This window comes from Rhizobium sp. M10 (genome assembly GCF_002531955.1).
Classification (GTDB): Bacteria; Pseudomonadota; Alphaproteobacteria; order Rhizobiales; family Rhizobiaceae; genus Rhizobium; species Rhizobium etli_C.
The window spans coordinates 1-18676 of record NZ_NWTA01000036.1; the positions used below are offsets into that span (position 1 = coordinate 1).

Annotated in this window: 12 protein-coding genes and 3 pseudogenes; 7 read left to right on the forward strand and 8 right to left on the reverse strand. The window is 60.7% G+C overall.

Features of this window, described 5'->3' with window-relative positions:
* Positions 1–333: pseudogene (locus CO671_RS30990) on the reverse strand (IS5/IS1182 family transposase); the annotation flags it as partial.
* Positions 334–906: 573 nt separating this feature from the next.
* Positions 907–1845 carry a LysR substrate-binding domain-containing protein gene (locus CO671_RS30995; protein WP_097608991.1) on the reverse strand — a complete coding sequence of 313 codons (939 nt, stop codon included), beginning with the start codon at positions 1843–1845 and terminating at the stop codon, positions 907–909.
* A 226-nt stretch (positions 1846–2071) separates the two neighbouring features.
* Between CO671_RS30995 and CO671_RS31000 the strand changes: the two genes are divergently transcribed.
* The 4 genes from CO671_RS31000 to CO671_RS33935 all read left to right on the forward strand — a co-directional run bounded on the left by CO671_RS31000 (position 2072) and on the right by CO671_RS33935 (position 6070).
* On the forward strand, positions 2072–3199 hold the full coding sequence (locus tag CO671_RS31000; RefSeq protein WP_097608992.1) for an alcohol dehydrogenase family protein: 1128 nt from the start codon (positions 2072–2074) through the stop codon (positions 3197–3199).
* Between the two features lie 27 nt (positions 3200–3226).
* A complete protein-coding gene (locus tag CO671_RS31005) occupies positions 3227–4342 on the forward strand; it encodes a mandelate racemase/muconate lactonizing enzyme family protein (RefSeq protein ID WP_097608993.1) in 1116 nt (371 codons plus the stop codon).
* Positions 4343–4394: 52 nt separating this feature from the next.
* Positions 4395–5396, forward strand: coding sequence for a glycine betaine ABC transporter substrate-binding protein (locus CO671_RS31010; RefSeq protein ID WP_097608994.1), 1002 nt, complete (start codon positions 4395–4397; stop codon positions 5394–5396).
* A 389-nt stretch (positions 5397–5785) separates the two neighbouring features.
* Positions 5786–6070 carry a GIY-YIG nuclease family protein gene (locus CO671_RS33935; protein WP_097608995.1) on the forward strand — a complete coding sequence of 95 codons (285 nt, stop codon included), beginning with the start codon at positions 5786–5788 and terminating at the stop codon, positions 6068–6070.
* Positions 6071–6700: 630 nt separating this feature from the next.
* On the opposite strand, the gene CO671_RS31020 is transcribed toward CO671_RS33935, so the two are convergent.
* The 3 genes from CO671_RS31020 to CO671_RS31030 all read right to left on the reverse strand — a co-directional run bounded on the left by CO671_RS31020 (position 6701) and on the right by CO671_RS31030 (position 11206).
* Positions 6701–10096, reverse strand: coding sequence for an acyl-[ACP]--phospholipid O-acyltransferase (locus CO671_RS31020; RefSeq protein ID WP_097608996.1), 3396 nt, complete (start codon positions 10094–10096; stop codon positions 6701–6703).
* A gap of 94 nt (positions 10097–10190) precedes the next feature.
* The gene (locus tag CO671_RS31025; protein ID WP_003569708.1) at positions 10191–10472 is read right to left on the reverse strand and encodes a YiaA/YiaB family inner membrane protein; all 282 of its coding nucleotides are present in this window, start codon (positions 10470–10472) and stop codon (positions 10191–10193) included.
* A 47-nt stretch (positions 10473–10519) separates the two neighbouring features.
* The gene (locus tag CO671_RS31030) at positions 10520–11206 is read right to left on the reverse strand and encodes a PspA/IM30 family protein (protein ID WP_097608997.1); all 687 of its coding nucleotides are present in this window, start codon (positions 11204–11206) and stop codon (positions 10520–10522) included.
* Positions 11207–11317: 111 nt separating this feature from the next.
* On the opposite strand from CO671_RS31030, the gene CO671_RS31035 reads away from it, so the two are divergent.
* Positions 11318–11935, forward strand: a complete 618-nt coding sequence (locus CO671_RS31035) for a TetR/AcrR family transcriptional regulator (protein ID WP_097608998.1) — start codon at positions 11318–11320, stop codon at positions 11933–11935.
* A 409-nt stretch (positions 11936–12344) separates the two neighbouring features.
* Positions 12345–13124, forward strand: coding sequence for an SDR family NAD(P)-dependent oxidoreductase (locus CO671_RS31040; protein ID WP_097608999.1), 780 nt, complete (start codon positions 12345–12347; stop codon positions 13122–13124).
* 135 nt (positions 13125–13259) lie between these two features.
* Here the strand turns inward: CO671_RS31040 and CO671_RS31045 are convergent, their stop codons facing one another.
* Positions 13260–13529 carry a hypothetical protein gene (locus tag CO671_RS31045; protein ID WP_097609000.1) on the reverse strand — a complete coding sequence of 90 codons (270 nt, stop codon included), beginning with the start codon at positions 13527–13529 and terminating at the stop codon, positions 13260–13262.
* A 92-nt stretch (positions 13530–13621) separates the two neighbouring features.
* Here CO671_RS31045 and CO671_RS31050 point away from each other — a divergent pair.
* A pseudogene (locus tag CO671_RS31050) lies at positions 13622–13928 on the forward strand (daunorubicin C-13 ketoreductase); the annotation flags it as partial.
* Positions 13929–14251: 323 nt separating this feature from the next.
* Here CO671_RS31050 and CO671_RS31055 read toward each other — a convergent pair.
* Positions 14252–18109 (reverse strand): N-6 DNA methylase, encoded by a 3858-nt coding sequence (locus tag CO671_RS31055; protein ID WP_097609001.1) that lies wholly within the window; start codon positions 18107–18109, stop codon positions 14252–14254.
* A gap of 242 nt (positions 18110–18351) precedes the next feature.
* Positions 18352–18626, reverse strand: a pseudogene (locus CO671_RS31060) (ATP-dependent DNA ligase); the annotation flags it as partial.
* Positions 18627–18676: the final 50 nt, after the last annotated feature.

Consider the following 18676-nt stretch of genomic DNA (forward strand, 5'->3'; position numbering starts at 1 on the left):
CAGCCGTTCCAGCGCCCGCGCGCTGCCGACGCCGTCGCTGCTGGCATAGAGCCACAGCGCCAGCAAAAGCCGTGGCGAAATCGGCGGATGGCCCGGCCTGTGCTCGCGCGCCTTGATCCGATCTTCGAGCGCGCTCAGATCCAGTCCCTCGACATAGCTCCAAATGACGCGCACCGCGTGATCCTGGCCGATCAAGCTGTCGATATCCACGGCACGCAACTCGATCTGATCGCGCACCGGCTCGCGCATGCGCGCCGCACCGCGCCCCACCTGAGCACTTCGCCGCGCTCCATGTGCCGCCAATCCTTCGAACAGGTCGTCGCCCACCATCATCCCCCAAGCAAATCAACGACCCAACAGAATCACAATAAAATCGCCTCCGCCACCAAACATTCACAGGCTCTCAGGATGAGGCTGGAGAGGCGGCATGAGGCTGGAGAGAGGGCATGCCGTGCCGGGCGCGCCTCATCCGCCGCCGAATGGGACGATCTCTATCTTACGCTGTGGTGATGCGAACGCCGTGCTTGCCGCATGGGTCCTCGGGTCAAGCCCGAGGACGACGGGGGTGGGGGAACCTATGCGGCAGAAACCGTAAGCGTAGCGGTTATTGGAATTGCCCATTTGTTTACGCGCTTCCCACGCAAAACCGCCCGCGCGTTTGCTGGCATCCTCCAGACGTCTCCCCTCCTGCCACTCGCGCTCCCCCACCCTCCGTCATACTCGGGCTTGACCCGAGTATCCATGCCGCAAGCACCCGCTTGAATTTTGTTCGGCCGCCGTCTTGTCAGCTCAACAGAAACGAAGCGCCCGCCCGCATGGGTCCTCGGGTCAGGCCCGAGGACGACGGAGGGTGAGGAGTGCGGCGGCACGGCCGCCAAATGCGCCAAAGCGTCCACCGGGACGGTTTCACCCGAGTTGGCGCGTCAAAGGCATCGGCGCCCTTCGTTCCTCTTCGGCGAGCATCCTGATCCAGTCGCGCAGCGATAGCGCCGCGGCAGGAAGCTCGCGGGTGTTGTTCCAGGTGAGGTAATAGGCGCCCGGATCGGGAACGACCAAATCGGTGAAACGCACCAGATCGCCCTTTTCGACCAGCGGCCCGACCAGGCGATGCCAGCCGACGACCAGGCCCTGGTCGGCCATGGCGGCCTGGAGGGCGACGCTGAACTTGCCGAACCGTCTCCCGCTGAGGCCGCGATAGGGCACGCCGGCGCGCAGCAGCACCTCTTCCCAGCCGGTCCAGCCGGGCTCGACCCACTCGACATTCAACAGCGGCAGATCGGCAAGATCGGCGGCCGAGGCGCCCGCATGCCTTTCGGCAAAACCCGGGCTGCAGACCGGGTAGAGGCAATCGTCGAACAGGAATTCCGCCGTCTCGTCGATCCATTTGCCCGATCCGTAGCGGATGCGCAGCTCCAGCTCGGAGCGGCGGAAGACCTTGAAGTTGTCGCCGATCAGGTGATCGACCGATATATCGGTGAAGCGCCGCCAGAAATCCGGCATGCGGGGAATGAGCCACATCGAGCCGAACACCTCGCTGCAGGCAATCGTCACATTGCGGGCGCTATCTCCCTGCTTGATCGAATTGACCACCTCGGAAGCCCTGCTGAACCCGCTCGCCAGAGCCCGGTACAATTCCTCGGCGGGCGCCGTCAGCATCACGCCCTTGCCGGTGCGCACGAAGAGGGGGACGCCGAGTTCCTGCTCGATCGACTTGATCTGCCGGCTGACGGCCCCCGTGGTGACGTTGAGCTCGTCCGCCGCCAGGGTGAAATTGCCGTGCCGGGCGGAGGCCTCGAAGGTGGCAAGGGCAGTCAGCGACGGCAGGCCATAGAAACGACGGACCATTTTGATCCTCACCGATGTCTGGTGTTGATATTGCCGCCATAATAACCCGACTTTGCCGCCCTGTCTTGAGTTCAGCTCAACGCATGGCGGATTTTTATGTGTCTTGTCTTCAAGGCCTCGCTGCCGCTTTCATAAGACCCATCGACAGCGTGTCGCGAGGAGAAGGCGCCCGTCCGGTGCCTGTCGGCGCGTTGAGCGGCACTCTTTTCCAAGGTCCCGAACAGGCATGAACATCGAGACGACCAAGTCGAAACAAGCCTTGCAGGCGTTGCCCAAGCGGATGAAGGGGGTTCTCCTCACCGGCCATGGCGGTTTCGAAAAGCTGGAATATCGTGACGACATTCCGCTTCCCCGGGCCAAAGCCGGCGAGGTGCTGATCCGCGTTGCTGCGGCCGGCATCAACAACACCGATATCAACACCCGCATCGGCTGGTATTCCAAGGCGGTGACAACAGGCACGGACAGCGGCGGGGCGGCAGGTTTCCAGTCGGCCCAGGACGCCGACGCCAGCTGGTCCGGCGTGCCGCTCGCCTTTCCCCGCATCCAGGGGGCCGATTGCTGCGGGCGGATCGTCGATGTCGGGGACGGTGTCGATCCCATCAGGATCGGCGAGCGGGTGCTGGTGCGCAACATGCTGCGTTCCTATGTCGATTATCGTCCGTTCGAATGCTGGACCTTCGGCTCGGAATGCGATGGCGGCTTTGCCCAATATGCGGTGGCGCCGGCGCGCGAGACATACAGGGTCGATTGCGATTGGAGCGATGTCGAGCTGGCGTCGCTACCCTGCGCCTATTCCACCGCCGAGGGCATGCTGCACCGGGCGGCCGTCGGGGCCGGCGAGCACGTGCTGATTGCCGGCGCCTCCGGCGGCGTCGGCTCGGCGGCGATCCAGCTGGCAAAACGCCGCGGCGCGACCGTCACGGCGATCTCGAGCCCCGACAAGGCCGACCAGCTGCTGGCGATCGGCGCCGACCGCGTCCTTGCGCGCGGCGAAAGCATCGTCGCCGCGCTCGGCCAGGAAACGGTCGACGTCGCCCTCGATGTCGCCGCCGGACCCTCCTTCGGCGAGCTGCTCGGTGCCTTAAAAAAGGGCGGGCGATACGCCGTTGCCGGCGCCATCGCCGGGCCGATCGTCGAGCTCGACGTCCGAACCCTCTATCTCAAGGACCTGACCTTCTTCGGCTGCACCTTCCAGGAGGACGTCGTCTTCGAAAACCTCGTCTCCTATGTCGAGCGCGGCGAAATCAAGCCGCTCGTCGGCAAGAGCTATCCCTTAAGCGAGATCGTCGAGGCGCAGCGCGATTTCCTGTCGAAGCGCATCGCCGGCAAGCTCGTCCTCGTCATCCCTGAATAGAAGTGATCCCCGAATAGAAGAGCCAAAATGAGCGAACTCAAAATCGAAAAAATCGATGTCTTCCAGGTCGAGCTGCCCTATCGCGGCGGCGTCTACCGGCTGTCGGGCGGCCGGGAATACAGAAGCTTCGACGCGACGATCGTCAGGATCACCACGCAGAACGGGCTGGAGGGCTGGGGCGAGAGCACGCCGTTCGGATCGACCTATATCGCCTCTCACGCGCTTGGCGTGCGCGCCGGCATCGCCGAGATCGCGCCCAGCCTGATCGGGCTCGATCCCCGCCGCGTCGACCGCATCAATGACGCCATGGACCATGCGCTGGTCGGGCATCTCCACGCCAAAACGGCGCTCGACGTCGCCTGCTGGGATCTCTTCGGCAAATCGGTCGGCCTGCCGGTCTGCGACCTGCTCGGCGGGCGCACCGATGTCAAAATGCCTGTCATTTCGTCGATCTATATGGGCGATCCGGACGATATGCGCCGGCGCGTCGGCGAACATCGCCAGCTCGGTTATATCGCCCATTCGGTCAAGATCGGTGACGAGCCGGCCGTCGATGCCGCCAGAATTGCCGCCTCGCTCGCCGACAAGCGGCCGGGCGAATTCTTCATCGTCGATGCCAATGGCGGCATGACTGTTGAAACCGCGCTGCGCATGCTGCGGCTGCTGCCGGCCGGGCTCGATTTCGTGCTCGAAGCCCCCTGCGCGACCTGGCGCGAATGTTTGTCGCTGCGCCGGCGCACGGATGTGCCGATCATCTTCGACGAACTGGCGACCGACGATGCGGCGATCGCCCAGCTCCTCAGCGACGACGCCGCCGAAGGCATCGGCCTGAAGATTTCCAAGAATGGCGGGCTGACCCGCGGCCGCCGGCATCGCGATATTTCGGTCGCCGCCGGTTACACCGTCAGCGTCCAGGAAACGACCGGCTCGGACATCGCCTTCGCGGCCATCGTCCATCTCGGCCAGACGGTGCCGGAAAAGAACCTGCGCTGCGTGCTCGAATGCCGCGACATCGTCGCCATCAAGACCGCCGACGGCGATTTTACCGTGCGCAACGGCCGCGTCACCGCGCCTGCCGCCCCCGGCCTCGGGATCACGCCGCGCCTCGAAGCGCTCGGCGAGCCGGTGGCCAGCTATTTCTAAACAGGGACGCGGCGCCCTGGCTTACCGACGCCGCAGAACAGAGGGAACGACAATGAAAAAACTGCTTGCATCCACATGTCTGCTGGCCGGCCTTGCCGGCGGCGCATCGCTTTCCCACGCTGCCGAATGCGGCGACGTGGTGCTGGCCGTGCACAATGCCCAGAGCGCCGAAGTCCTGACCTTCGTCGACAAGTTCATCCTCGAGAACGGTTACGGCTGCAACGTCGAGACCGTTCCCGGCGATACGGTGCCGACGACCACATCGATGGTCGAAAAGAGCGAACCCGACGTCTCGTCGGAAACCTGGGTCGACCTCCTGCCGGAGATCGTTCCGCGCGGCATCCAGGAAGGTAAGATCGTCTTCGGCGCCCCGGCCCTTCCCGATGGCGGCATACAGGGCTGGTGGATCCCGAAATATGTCGCCGACGCCCATCCCGAGATCAAGACCGTCGAAGACGCCCTTGCCCATCCCGACCTCTTCCCCGATCAGGAAGACCCGAGCAAGGGCGTGATCTTCAACGGCGCCGAAGGCTGGGGCGCGACCGTCGTGACGACGCAGCTGTTCAAGGCCTACAAGGCGGCCGACAAGGGTTTCACGCTGATGAACCCGGGCTCGTCCGCCGGCCTCGATGGCGCGATTGGCAAGGCCTATGAACGCAAGCAAGGCTTCATCACTTACTACTGGGCGCCGACGGCGCTGCTCGGTAAATATCAGCTGGTGATGCTCAAGCAGAATGGTGCGGCCGATCCGGTCGAATGGAAGCGCTGCATCACCAACCTCGCCTGCCCTGACCCGAAGGTCGCCGACTGGCCGGTCGACAAGGTGATGACCGTACTGACCAAGAAATTCGCCGATCGTACCAGCCCCGAAGTCATGGCCTATTTCAACAAGCGCGGCTGGAGCAACGACACGGTCGGCAAGATCATGGCCTGGGAAACCGAAAACCAGGGCACCGGCGAAGACGGCGCCAAGCGCTTCCTGCAGCAGGACGAAGCCATCTGGACGCAATGGGTCCCGGCCGACGTCGCCGAGAAAATCAAGGCGGCACTTTGACACTTCAGGAGTGGGAGGCCAGCCCTGATCCGGCTGCCGCCGCCTTCTCCAGGGGAGAAGGGACATGCCGCGATCCCTCTATTCGCAAGGTGTGTTTCTTCTCCTCGTTCATCACCCTCTGTCACACTCGGGTTTGACCGCAGCGCTCGTGGAGATGGGTCCTCGGGTCAAGCCCGAGGACGACGGAAAGTGGGGGAGCCTATGCGGCAAGAACCGTAAATGCAGCGGCGATTTTGTTGGAATTGCCGTCTTTGCGCAATTCCCAGCTAAAACCACCCACGGATCTTGCTGGAATTCCTCAAGACGTCTCGCCTCTTGCCAATCCTCACCCCCACCCTCCGTCATACTCGGGCTTGACCCGAGTATCCACAACCAAGCACTCTGCCGCCATGGCGGGATATGTCTACATCGTCACCAACCAGAAAAACGGCACTCTCTATATCGGCGTGACCTCCGATCTGGAGCGCCGCATCTATGAGCATCGCGAAGGACTGACGCCCGGCTTTGCCTGGAAATACGGATGCACCCGTCTCGTCTGGTACGAGGAGCATTGGGACATCGGCAGTGCGATCCAGCGCGAGAAGTCATTGAAACGCTGGTATCGGCAATGGAAGGTCGATCTGGTCGAGGCGATGAATCCCGAGTGGGAGGATCTCTATCCGACGCTGTGGTGAAGCGAACGCAGCGCTTGCGGCCATGGGTCCTCGGGTCAAGCCCGAGGACGACGGAGGGTGGGGGAAACGGCGCGGCAAGGACCGCAGGTGGGCGTTGATTTATCGGCAATGCCGCTGTTCGTGCTACGCGATCCCCACCCAAGACTTGCTCGGGCATTTTGCTGGAATTCCTCCCGGACCTTCCGTCTCTTGCCGACGCCTCTCCACACCCCCGTCAATTCCTCAGACGTCTCGTCTCTTGCCGATCAGGTCCCCCACCCTCCGTCATACTCGGGCTTGACCCGAGTATCCATGCCGCACGCATTCCGCTTGCATGTGTCCGGTCGCGGTCGAGCTTCGCCTTGTCGTCAGCGCTCGCGGCCGTGGGTCCTCGGGTCAAGCCCGAGGACGACGGAGGTTGGTGGAACGTATGCGGCAAGGACCGTAAGTGCGTGGTGATTGTCAGAACTGCCGTCATTGTTTACGCAATTCCTAATCAAAACCGCCCGCGCATCTTGCTGGAATTCCTCCAAACGTTTCGACTCCTGCCGATCGCATCCCCCACTCTCCGTCATACTCGGGCTTGACCCGAGTATCCATGCCGCAAGCACTTTGCATGAATTTGTCCGGCGCCTGCCGGCCAAGCCACGCCTACGCCGCCTCCCCCTTCTCGGCCACGCTCTCCGCCAGCTTGCGCGCCGCGACGAAATCGACCTTGCCGGATCCGAGCACCGGCACCTTGCCGATGGTGACCTCGGCCGGGACCATCATGTCCATGGCGCCCTTGGATTTGGCGAAGGCGAGGAATTCGGTGCGGGTGGCGGTTTCGGCTTCGGTGAGCAGCACCAGGCGCTCGCCCTTCTTGGGATCGGGGAGCGACGAGACGACCGACAGCGCGCCGGGCCAGAGTTCGGCGGCGAGTGTTTCGACGGCGGCGAGTGAGATCATTTCGCCGCCGATCTTGGCGAAGCGCTTGGCGCGGCCGCGGATCTTGACGAAGCCGTCCTCGTCGATGGTGACGATGTCGCCGGTATCGTGCCAGCCATCGGCGAGCGGTTCGAGCACGCCGGGCTTTTCGGCGCGCAGATACCCGGCCATGACATTGGCGCCGCGCACATGCAGCCGGCCGCCCTCATCGATGCCGGGCACCGGTTCGAGCTTCCATTCCATGCCCGGCAGGATTTTGCCGACCGTGCCGGAGCGGTTGTACATCGGCGTGTTGATGGAGATAACAGGCGCGGTCTCGGTGACGCCGTAGCCTTCCAGGATGCGCAGGCCGAATTTTTCCATATAGGTGTGGCGGGTCGAAGCCTTCACCGGCTCGGCGCCGGAGAAGATATAGCGGATCGAGCGGAAGTCGTAAGGATGCGCCGTCCTGGCATAACCGTTGAGGAAGGTATCGGTGCCGAAGATGATCGTGGCGTTGGAGACATAGATCAGCTCCGGCACGATGCGGTAATGCAGCGGCGAGGGATAGAAATAGACCGGCACGCCTGAGATCAGCGGCAGCACGGTGCCGGCCGTCAGCCCGAAGGAATGGAAAACCGGCAGGATGTTGAACACCTTGTCGCCGCTGTGGAAATCGATGCGGGCGGCGGCCTGGGCGGCGTTCGACAGGATGTTGCGGTGGGTCAGCACCACGCCCTTCGGCGTGCCTTCCGAGCCCGAGGTGAAGAGGATGACGGCCGGATCATCCGGCCGGCGTTTCACCAGCGGCCGGCCCTTGCGCAGCAGCCCGCGGATCTTGTCGAGCGCGCCGATCTCGGCTCTGAGATCATCGAGCCAGACGATCGTCACCTGCTTTTGCAGCTCCTCGACGACGGAGCCGAGCTTGGCCTGGGCGACGAAGGCGCGCGAGGTCAGCACATGTTTCACCTCGGCAGCCTTGCAGGCAGAGAGGATATTGGCGGCACCTGCGGTAAAGTTCAGCATGGCCGGCACCTTGCCGGCGCTCATGACGCCGAGAATGGTGGCGGCGGCGCCATTGGCATTCGGCAGCATGACGCCGATGTTTGCCTCCGGAAAGCGGGCGCGGAATTTTGCACCGAGCACGGCGGCACCCGTCAACAGCTTGCCATAGGTGAGGCTGCCGGTGACCGGATCCTCGACGGCTGGCTTTTTCATGCCGAATTCCTGGGCCGCCTGAATGACGCGGCCGAGCACGGTCGACGAGGTATCGGCGGTCTCGAACAACAGGTTCGACATCACCTGATAGAGGGCAGCCCCCGCCGCCGTGCGGCGCTTGCGGCCTTTCAGATCGGCCGGCATTTCGAGCTTCACCGGCTCGAGAATGGTGACCTTGACCTTGGGAAACAGCCGGCGGCGGATCTTGCCGTCGCCGAGATAGGAGAGATAGCTCTTCTCCAGCCCGTCGATCTTGACCGGCACGACCATCGAGCCGGTCTTGTCGGCGACCATGGCGGCGCCGTCATAGACCTTCATCAGCGTTCCCGTCACCGTCAGGCGGCCCTCGGGGAAGATGCCGATCGGGCTGCCGTCCTGCACCACCTTGATCAGCGAGCGCGTCGCCATCGGCTTGGTCGGGTCGAGCGGAAGGAACTTGCACATTTTCAGGAAGGGCCGCACCCACCAGGCCTGGGCGATCTTGTAATCGACGGCGAAGGTCGGCTCCTCCTCGGTGATGGCAAGCGCAAGCGCGCCATCGAGCAGGCTGACGTGGTTCAGCGCAATGATCGGCGCGCGGCCGGCCTTCTTGATATTCTCCAGCCCCTCGACCTCGAGGCGCATGAAGGCGCGGAACAGGATCGAGATGAAATCGCGGAAGGGATTGGTCGGCAGCGTCTTCAACATCAGCCAGGCGACAGCGAAGTTGAGGATGCCGAGGCCGATCAGAATCTGCGGGATGGAAGCGCCGAGCGCCTGGATGACGGCGACGAGGCCGAGGCCGACGGTGATGAACAGCGCCGACAGCACGTTGGCCGCACCGATGACGCGGGCGCGGCGGTCCTCATGCGCCCAGGTCTGCAGCGCGGCGAAGGTGGGCACGGCGATGAAGGCGCCGGAGATCGCCATGCCGGCGAGATCGATGGCGACGCGGATGGTGTTTTGACCGGCGAAGAAATCGAGGATCGTCGTCGCATGCGCGGTCGAGGCCAGGCCCCAGAGGTTCCAGGCGAGATCGAGGCTGAAGAGGCCGAGCAGCGCCGTGCCGACCGGGGCCGGCAAGAGCACGATGCGGCCCGACGACATCCAGGCGGCGATGGCCGAGCCGACGGCGACGGCGATGGCGAAGACGGTGAGATAGGCCGGCACGACGAGCTCGGAGCCGCCGAGCAGCTCGGTCACCATGGTCGGCAGGATCGAGAGCACGAAGGCGCCGACCAGCCAGAACCAGCAGTTCATCAGCGCCGAGCGCCACAGCCGCTTGTCCTCGCGGATTTCCCGGACGAGGGTGTAGCTGGAGCGGATGACGTTGCGGTCGATCTCAAGATCCGGCGCCTTGGAGCCGGTCGGCGGGATCATCCGGCTGGCGAGCCAGCAGAGCAGCGACAGCCCCATCATCATCGAGCCGAAGAGCAGCACATTGTCGCCGCTGGAAAACGCAAGTGCCGCGATGATCGTGCCGGCGAGGATGGCGATGAAGGTGCCGCCCTCGATCCAGGCATTGGCCTTCGGCAGGTCGCGGCGATCGAGATGATCGGGCAGGATGCCGTATTTGATCGGCCCGAACAGCGCCGAGACGGTGCCGAAGCCGAAGAGGGCTGCCATCAGCACTGAGATGGAGGAAAAGCCGAGGCCGACGACGGCGAGCGCGGCAATGGCGATCTCGCAGCGTTTCAAGAGTTCGGCGATCTTCGCCTTGTCATGCTTGTCGGCAAGCTCGCCGCCGAGCGCCGAAAGCAGCAGGAAGGGCACGATGAGGATGACGCCGGCGAGCGTCACCAGGGCAGCCCCTTCGCTCGCCGACATCTTGAAGAGAATGAGGAACACCAGCGTGTTCTTCAGAAAATTATCGTTGAAGGCCGTGAGGAACTGGGTCCAGAACAGCGGCGCGAATTTCCTAGACGTCATCAGATTGTGTTGCACGGGCGTGGTCCCTCTTTCGGCACGTCGAGAAGGCCACAGAGTTGTTACCCATTGGTTGAATGCGGCAACAACTCTGCGCTGTGGTTAAGGAAGATCAATCTTCATCGCTACGATTGAATTTGACGAGCAGTTTTTCCGTGCGGGCATCCTCGACCTTGCGGATCAGCTTCTCGGATTCGGCATTGTCGCGCAGCGTCTTGGTGATGTTCACCGTGGTCTGCACCAGCATCAATATGCCCATGGCGAGATAGCCTTTGCCCCAGAGATCGAGCGGCATCATATAGAGGCCGAGCGCCAGCATGAAGGCGGCCGAGCCGAAGGAGATGTAGGAGAAGCTGACCCAGCTGGCGGAATGTTTCTGGAAACTGTCGTTCATGGTAGTGACCCTTCAATTTTTAGGGGTGAATGGTTGAATGGATGAATTCAGGCGGCCGGGGTGATGCGGCTCTTCAGCCGGGCGAGCACGTCATCGGCAGACGAAGTGAGCGGCGTGCCGCAGCCGGCATTGGCAAGCTTTTCGATGATGCCGGCCGGCCGGGTGATGCTTTCCATGTCCTTCAGCGCGGCCGCCGTCAGCTCGTTCTGGCTCTGGCGCAGGCGCAGCCGCGCCAGGGTCTCCTCGGCCTCGTCGAGGGTGGCAAGGCCAGGGCCGGCGACGACGACATCGAGCTTCTGCGCCTCTTCGGTCGCCCGGGCCAGCCGCTCGCCGCGCTGCAGCTCCTGCAGCCGCGCCTCGGCCGAACGGACGATTGATTTCAGCTTGCCGATCGAGGTGGTGAACTGGGCCTGCGCCGCCACCGAAGCATCGCGCTCGGCTTCGAGAAAGGCGATCGCCTCGGCCGCCTCGCGGGCCAGGCCCTCATTGCCCTTATCCAGCGCCGCGCAGGCGCGGGTCTCGAGATCGGCGATGCGGCTGAGGATCGTCTGATGCTGCGCCTTTTCCTGCTCGTTCTGGGCGATGGCGACGGCGACGCTGCGGCGGGCAGACTGGATCGCCTGGGCGGCATCGCGGATCTGCTGGGAAAGCAGCGGCACGGCGTGGCGATCGGCAAAGGCCTGCTCGGCATCATGTGCCCTGCCCCGCAAGAGAATAGAAATCAGTTTGAACATTTCTTGCCTCCGGTTTATGAACGTTGTTCACGAGTGCTGTTATGGCAGAATCATGAACGACGTTCAAGATAATTTTTGAACGTCGTTCAAAAAATCGAAGGGAAATGGTTAATGGCCGGCAGGCGAGAAGAAAAACGCGAGGATTTGAAGGCGCGGCTGATCGAGGCGGCGCGCGAGCGCATCGCCCGCGACGGGCTGACCAATCTGCGCGCCCGCGACATCACCCAGGACGCCGGCTGCGCGCTCGGCGGCCTCTACACCGTCTTCTCCGACCTCGCCGAGCTCGTCATCCACGTCAACTCCTCGACGTTGAAGGCCTTGGAGGCGAAGCTGACGCTTCCCGAAGCCCGGGACAAAAGCCCGACCGATCGGCTGCGCAACCTCGCCCAGGGCTACCTCGCCTTCGCCGTCGAGCACCGCAACCTCTGGAAGGCGCTGTTCGACCACTTCCCCCCCGACACCAGCCCGACGCCGCAATGGCACCTCGACGAACACCTCTTCCTGATGGACGTGATCGCCGAACCGCTCGCCGAACTGCAGCCCGACATGCCACCCGAAGACCGCGCCATCCGCGCCCGCACCCTCTTCAGCGCCGTCCATGGGGTGGTCAGCATCAGCCTGGAGGGTCGGTTCGTGGGATTGCCGCTAGAGCGGCTGGCGCGCGAGGTGGATGAGCTGGTGCAGACGATCGCTGCCGGGGCGGAGCGGCGGCGGGAAGCGGGCGCGTGAGTGCGGCCGGCGGGCTGACGGCCGGAAGTAGGCGCGTGAGCGGGTGGGTTTGGCAGCAACGCTCCCCCACCCTCCGTCGTCCTCGGGCTTGACCCGAGGACCCATGCCCGCCGCTGATGGAGCTCCGCCAAAAAAACTGCCCCTCACCCTAACCCTCTCCCCGTAAACGGGGCGAGGGGACGTGCCCTGTGAGACGTCGGCGAGGGACGGAGAGGCCGCGGCTTGTTCCCTTCGCCCTGCAAGCGGGGAGAAGGTGGCGGCAGCCGGATGAGGGGCTGCCCCCTCCCCGATCGTCTGCGTCGAATGTCGCACTCAAGACCCTCCCCACCCTCCCTCATCCCAAGGCTTGACCCAAGCACCCCCACCCAAGCACTCTGCCCCCCACCACGCCACCGCGAAAGGAAACCCCATGAGCCGCATCTTCATCACCGGTTCCACCGATGGCCTCGGCCTTGCCGCCGCCCGCACCCTCATCAGCCAAGGCCATGACGTCGTCCTCCACGCCCGCTCCCGCGAGCGCGCCGCCGCCATCGCAGAGACATCAGCCGCCTCCCTCGGCCTCGTCATCGGCGATCTCGCCAGCGCCGCCGAGACGCGCTCCATAGCCGAACAGGTCAACGCCATCGGCCGCATGGACGCCGTCATCCACAATGCCGGCATCTACCTCGAACGCAGCCGCGGCGAAACGCCTGATGGTCACGCCAAGACGCTGGCGGTCAACGTGCTCGCCCCCTATCTTCTCACCGCCTGGATCACCCGCCCCGACCGCCTGATCTATCTCTCGAGCGGCATGCACCGCAGCGGCGCCAGCAGCCTCGACGATATCGACTGGAAGCGGCGGCCATGGAACGCCAGCCAGGCCTATTCGGAAAGCAAGCTCTACATCGCCACCCTCGCCGCCGCCCTCGCCCGCCATTGGCCGGATGTCTTCAGCAACGCCGTCGACCCCGGCTGGGTGCCGACCAAAATGGGCGGCGCCGGCGCGCCGGATGATCTGGAGATGGGGCATCTGACGCAGACGTGGCTTGCGACGAGCGATGATGGTGCGGCCAGGGTCAGCGGCGGCTATTGGTATCATCGGCAGCGGCGCGAGGCGGCTGCGGAGGTTGGTGATATGGGGTTTCAGGATGCGTTGGTGGGGAGGCTGGCGGAGCTAACGGGTGTCCATTTATTCGAACAGCAGCAGTAGCAAACGAAACCGATAGTTTATTGGGCGTTGGGCGCTGAGCGTTATTTGACAACGCGTATTCGACTTGTCGCTTCGACGCAGCTGGGGCGGCGCCAACACGCAGAAAAATCGAATACGGAGGCACTCATTGAGGAATTAATCAGGTTCGCCCAATCGCTCCTCAAGCTTCTCTAATCTTTTTTTCAGATCGCCGGTTTTAAGTTCCGAGTGGATCATCTCGATTTCGCCAGGGGTAAGTCGGACGCTCAACACGTATTGGCCGGTAAGCGAAATTTCTTTGGTTATTACCTTCACGCGTACGTTCCCGTCAGAGTCGATCTCGATGTCAGTCTCACCGATTGGATAATTCGCAACTTCGTGAGTGTGTCCCGTATTCCTCGAATACGCCCATCCTAAAATCTTCATTTTGCCCTCCAATTGAAGGCAAGATGTCCTACCGCAGATTTGCACGCAAGATTAAGTTGTGAGACACCGCATCATTTTTTGGGAGTTGAGCGATTAAAATAGCAGTGGTTGGAGCCATCGCCCGCCGCTGGTCGGATGTCCTGAGCAATACCGTCGCCCGGCGGGGTACCGACCAAGATGGGCGGCACCGGCGCGCTGGATGACCTTGAGATAGGACACCTCACGCAGACATGGCTGGCGACGAGCGATGATGGCGCCGCCAGGGTGAGCGGCGGTTATTGGTATCACCAGCAGCGGCGGGAGGCGGCGGCCGAGGTGACCGATGTTGAGTTTCAGACTGCGTTGGTGGGGAGGTTGGCGGAGTTGACTGGGATTCGGCTGTTTGCGGGGCGCGGGTAAGGGGCAAGAGCGGCCGGTTATCGAAGTTGCCGCAAGCTCGCTCGATGTTTGCCAGCATGCTTTTCTTGAGCAATCGCACAGCAAGAGTCGAACGTCGATTTAGTGCACGCAATGAACCTACTACAACAACGAACGAAAATGTGGATGGATATTTAAACCAATTGCAATTCAATGCGCCATCTCAACCGAAGCAATGCATGGGAGGGCGTATGGTCGATCACGATATTTCAAAGGCCGAAGCCGAAGCTCTGCTAATAATGGAAAAAGTAACCGCGTCGTCAGAACCCGTTAATTTACCCGATCTAGGAAGCAAGACCATCACATCAAGCTCCCTCGACTATAGAAATTTCCGCGGCATTCAAGCCGTATAGAGCATAGACAAGGGCATTCACCGCGGCCTCGGCCTTTGCGATCTCCGCTTCGATCTCGGCAAGTTTTTGTTGCCGCTCGATGATCTGGGTGACCAATGCGGCGTTGCCGCTTTCTCCTATTTTTCTCAGCACGTTGGCAAACTTCTTGCCATCGGTCTTTTCGGTGACGGAATATGTCGAGGCCAAGACTTTCCACTGGGCGGCGATGAACTCTCCCTCAGCCTCGGGCAAGAATATCTTGTCGATCGCGACGTGGCCGCCGATGAAGAACTTCAACTCGCCATCTGTGAACTCGGCGTCTAAGCTGGCTCCGGGCGCAAGGTTAGCTCCTAGATCGGACAGACGAGCATCCAAAGCAAGCTGATAACGTTGACTCGCCCAAGCTTTCCTCGCGTCGAGCCCAAGCTTTCCAGGTGCCTCGCCTTCCAAGTCCTTCTTGCTTTTCAAGGTGGGAAACAGCCACATTTCTGGCCTGTTACGATATTTCAGGACCCCACTTCTTCGAGAGATTTCCGTCAACGCATCACGGCGCTGCGTGTGAAGGTTCTGAAGCCGCAAAGCAAGTTCTGCGACTCTGGTTTGCTTGTCTGCCGCAGCATTCGCAATGGGCAAAGGCCCGATGAACTGCTTGTTCGCCTCGAAATAACCGCCGTCTTTCGGTTTCGCGATGCGACGAAAAACGAAATTGCAGACGGGAGAGTTCAGAACGCCCAATAGATACCAAATGTTAGACGTCTTGGCTGGCAGAATACCATTCACGCGAACGTTGTTTAGATAGTTTGATTTGGACCTGTCGGCACAAACGCGCATGCTAGGAACGGTCTGAGCTACTATCAGCTTCTCAGTTTCCTGCTTGTCGAGATTTTGTGGGCGCCCGAATTGATACCATTCGTTGCAATCGAACGCACCGTCCTCGCGCGCTCTGAGCACTTTTTCCCACGAACGAAGATATTTCCAAGCCGAGGGATAAGTACGCTTCAATTCCTTCTCGCTTAAAAGAGTTACCTTGCCACCTGCTACAATTTGATAGGGGAACAATAAGTAGGTGTCAGTTTCTGGATCAATATAACGCTTCGCCTCGGGTCCGGAGACCAAAGGTCTCATTATGGAATCTTCAATCTCGACCTCGTATGGGGGCGCTGCGTCGTCGCCCGTTGGTGCGCATATATAATGGCCAGGTGACTTCTTTTTTAGGTGATATACGAAGTCCTTGCTCGTGATCAGGCCTTGGAAGATATGTGTGGTTACTTCTGATGCGTCCAAGCGGCGGCTTTTGTTGTAAAGCTTGCTGATGAGCTTGCGCTCCTGCCCCGTCGCCAAGAGCCAACGATCCCCGAACTTTATCTCCTGATAGGAAAGAAGCGATTTATCATTTGACCAGAAGCCGTCCGAAATAACACCCTTTGGCGCATATGCGACTTTGACCCCATCATTGGCAGACTTTGAGAAAAACTGGAGCGCCGTGTAGGTGGTTGCTTCATCGAAAACCTGGAAGGACTGGAAGTCGATCCAGCCATACAGGTGCCGACCTGCGGCGACCCATTTTCGAAGACCGTCACCATATTCATTCATGATCCATAGGCTCGGAGCAATATAACCGAGACGACCGTTGTCGTTCAGTAGCTGAATGCCTTTTTCGATAAATGGAAGATAGAGGTCGAAATTGCCCGACTGCGTGCTGGCATAGGTTTCGTTCCCGGCACGGTCAGTCTTCAAAAAGCCAGCCACGTCGGCATGGACCTTCCGAAAATTCTGAAGTTTGACGTAGGGCGGGTTGCCGACGACGGCATCGAAGCCCCCGCGCTCTTCAACCTCCGGAAAGGCGTCCTTCCAATCGAACGCATTGATGCGCTCTTGCTCTTCGGCATCATATGGCAGGAGGCCTACATAAAATGATTTATCGATAAGGCTATTGCCTTCACGGATATGCGCATCAAGCGATGATAGGGGTTTGTCACCCCTCGCTGTGTGAAGCCATAGCGCAAGTTTCGTCAGTTCCACAGATGCAGGGTTGATATCAACGCCATAGATGTTCTCGCGCAAAATGTCGCGTATTACCGCGTCCATTTCGCCTTCGCGGGTTTTGAAGTCCTTGCTGACCTGCTTGCGAACCTCCTGCGTCGCGCGCCATTCATCGACCAGGAAGCGCAAAACTGTGATCAGGAACGCGCCAGAACCGCAAGCGGGGTCAACGATTTTGAGGTTCTTGAATTCTTCTTCGAAGGCCTTAATCTCGTCCTCGGTTGGGAGCTTGTTCGTGCTCGGAGCCGGCCAGCCGCACTTTATCTTGAGGTCATGGATTCTGGACCCGACAGTCTCCGACACGATGTGCTCGACCACCCATTCCGGCGTATAATAGACGCCGTCTCTCTTGCGTTTGCCCTCCTGGTTTAAAGATGGCCGACCGTCGGCCTCCGCTTCAAGGATTTCCAGTTCGGTTATGGACTGTTCGAAGATACGGCCCAAAGTGTACAAGCCAAGGCTTTTCGAAGGGTCCTGCTTCGCAGGATCGCCAAACCTGATTTCTTGGTCGACTGGAGGATTCGTAAGGCCCTCGGCCCAGCCAGAGGCATAGTTATAGGACGCAGATAGATACAAAAGGGTCAGCTTAAAGGCATAAAGGCTGGCCTCGTTCTGTCCCTGGCCTTGCTGGCAGAAGACTTTGTTGGGCACTCTCAGCCGCTCGAGCTCAGGGTCCGCGGCGAAAAGACCACCATTAAACTTGTTGAGCTTCTTTTCTCCAAAAGCGGAGCCGTCGTTCATAGCGCGGAACAGGGATAGGAGTTTTTCCCAAACCGTGCCGCCGTTTGGGTCAAAATACGGGTCCCTGCTTTGGTAGATCAGGAAATCCCTTAGCAGTTGGGGCGGGAAGCCAAGCGCTCCACCCATGTCTTCGCAAAAGAACACGAACAAGCATCTGTCAAGAATCTTCTGCGCCAGACGTACCAGTCGGCCTTTGGTGCCGGGAAAACGGTCCGTACCCTCTGGGTTGCTTTCAAGGAGTGCCTGGTAGAGGTTGTCTCTGAAGGCGCGGTACTCAGCATAGAACTCCGACTCTAGCTTCCGCTCTCTGACCCATTGCTGTGAGATGATCTGCGCGAGTGGAGATTTCCCAGCCAATCCTTGGACGAGCAGCGTGTCCCTATGGAATAAGCGCGCGAACAAGAAACGGTCGAAGCGAGCATCTTCGCCATCACCCAACAATCCTTGACCTTGAAAAAGATCTTTGGGTTGGATGGTAAATCGCATGAACTGTTGATGACCGCGATCAGCCCAATAAAGGCGGAACTCGTTCATATCTGTTATAATCGCCCATGTCGGCAAAACAGGATCGTCGGCCATATAATCGCGGCGGGCCGCTGCCAGATAATCTAGACCCTGCTTAACAGGCGACCTCGTATTCCCCTTTCGTTTTTGGGGCGCGTCCAGCGAACTCTTGATGTCCTTGAACTCACACAAGACCTGCGGGACGAGTGTGGCATGGTCCTTCTTGAAATGACCAAGAGCTGCATCTGCTTCGCCCTTGCCGCCACCAGCGCCAGCTCCCTTCACTTGAAATTTCGGGTAGAGTGAAAAAGCTTCGCCTTCGTCTTTTTGCCCAGACTCGGAGTAACCCCAGGTTTTTTTGAAGAACTCATCGAGCAGAGCTGACTCGGCTGATGTCTCTTTCAGATCTGCGCGTTTAGACCAATTTCTCAGGCGTAGAAGCAATGCTTTTTCGTCTTCACTATCTTTGTATGCCTCATAATCGAGTGCCCAAACCGAGCGGAGAAATGACTTAGTAACAAAAGGATTGTGAAGATCGCGCATTATGGACCTGAGGTGAACAACTGATTCTATCGAGTCTCACATTCCTCAATCGCGGGCTGTGTGGCAAGGCGTCCTTCAGTTCGTCTGAACGCGTTTCCGCGAGCGGCCTTGACCGTTTCCCGACAACTGCCTTCGCAGTCCTAATTGGGAGCGGCTTCTGGTGGCACAATCTCAATGAAGATGGCGACGTGGATGGATGTGCATAGAACAACCGGTTTAGCAGCCGGTGCCTCCGCAGCTCCAGTCCAGTCGTGCCCGCCGCGCATCAGAATGCCCACGCCCGATGGTTCGATATGGACGGCAAGGCGATAGCCGTCCCATTTCACCTCGAAAGCCCATTGCCGACCTTTGGGCGGGCGAGGCTTCAAAAGCGCCAGGCACGGGTCGATGCGGGCCGGCATAGGATCAAGGGGGAGTTGCGGCTGTGCGGGATCGCGCCGGCGGCGCGCCGGCTGCGGAGCGGCGCTTCCGCATCGCCGAGCAGCGGCTGGGAAGGCTTGCGAGGCGGCTTTGTCATGCCGACATAACATCAGCAACGGCTTAAAAGGCAATTGACCCATATTCATT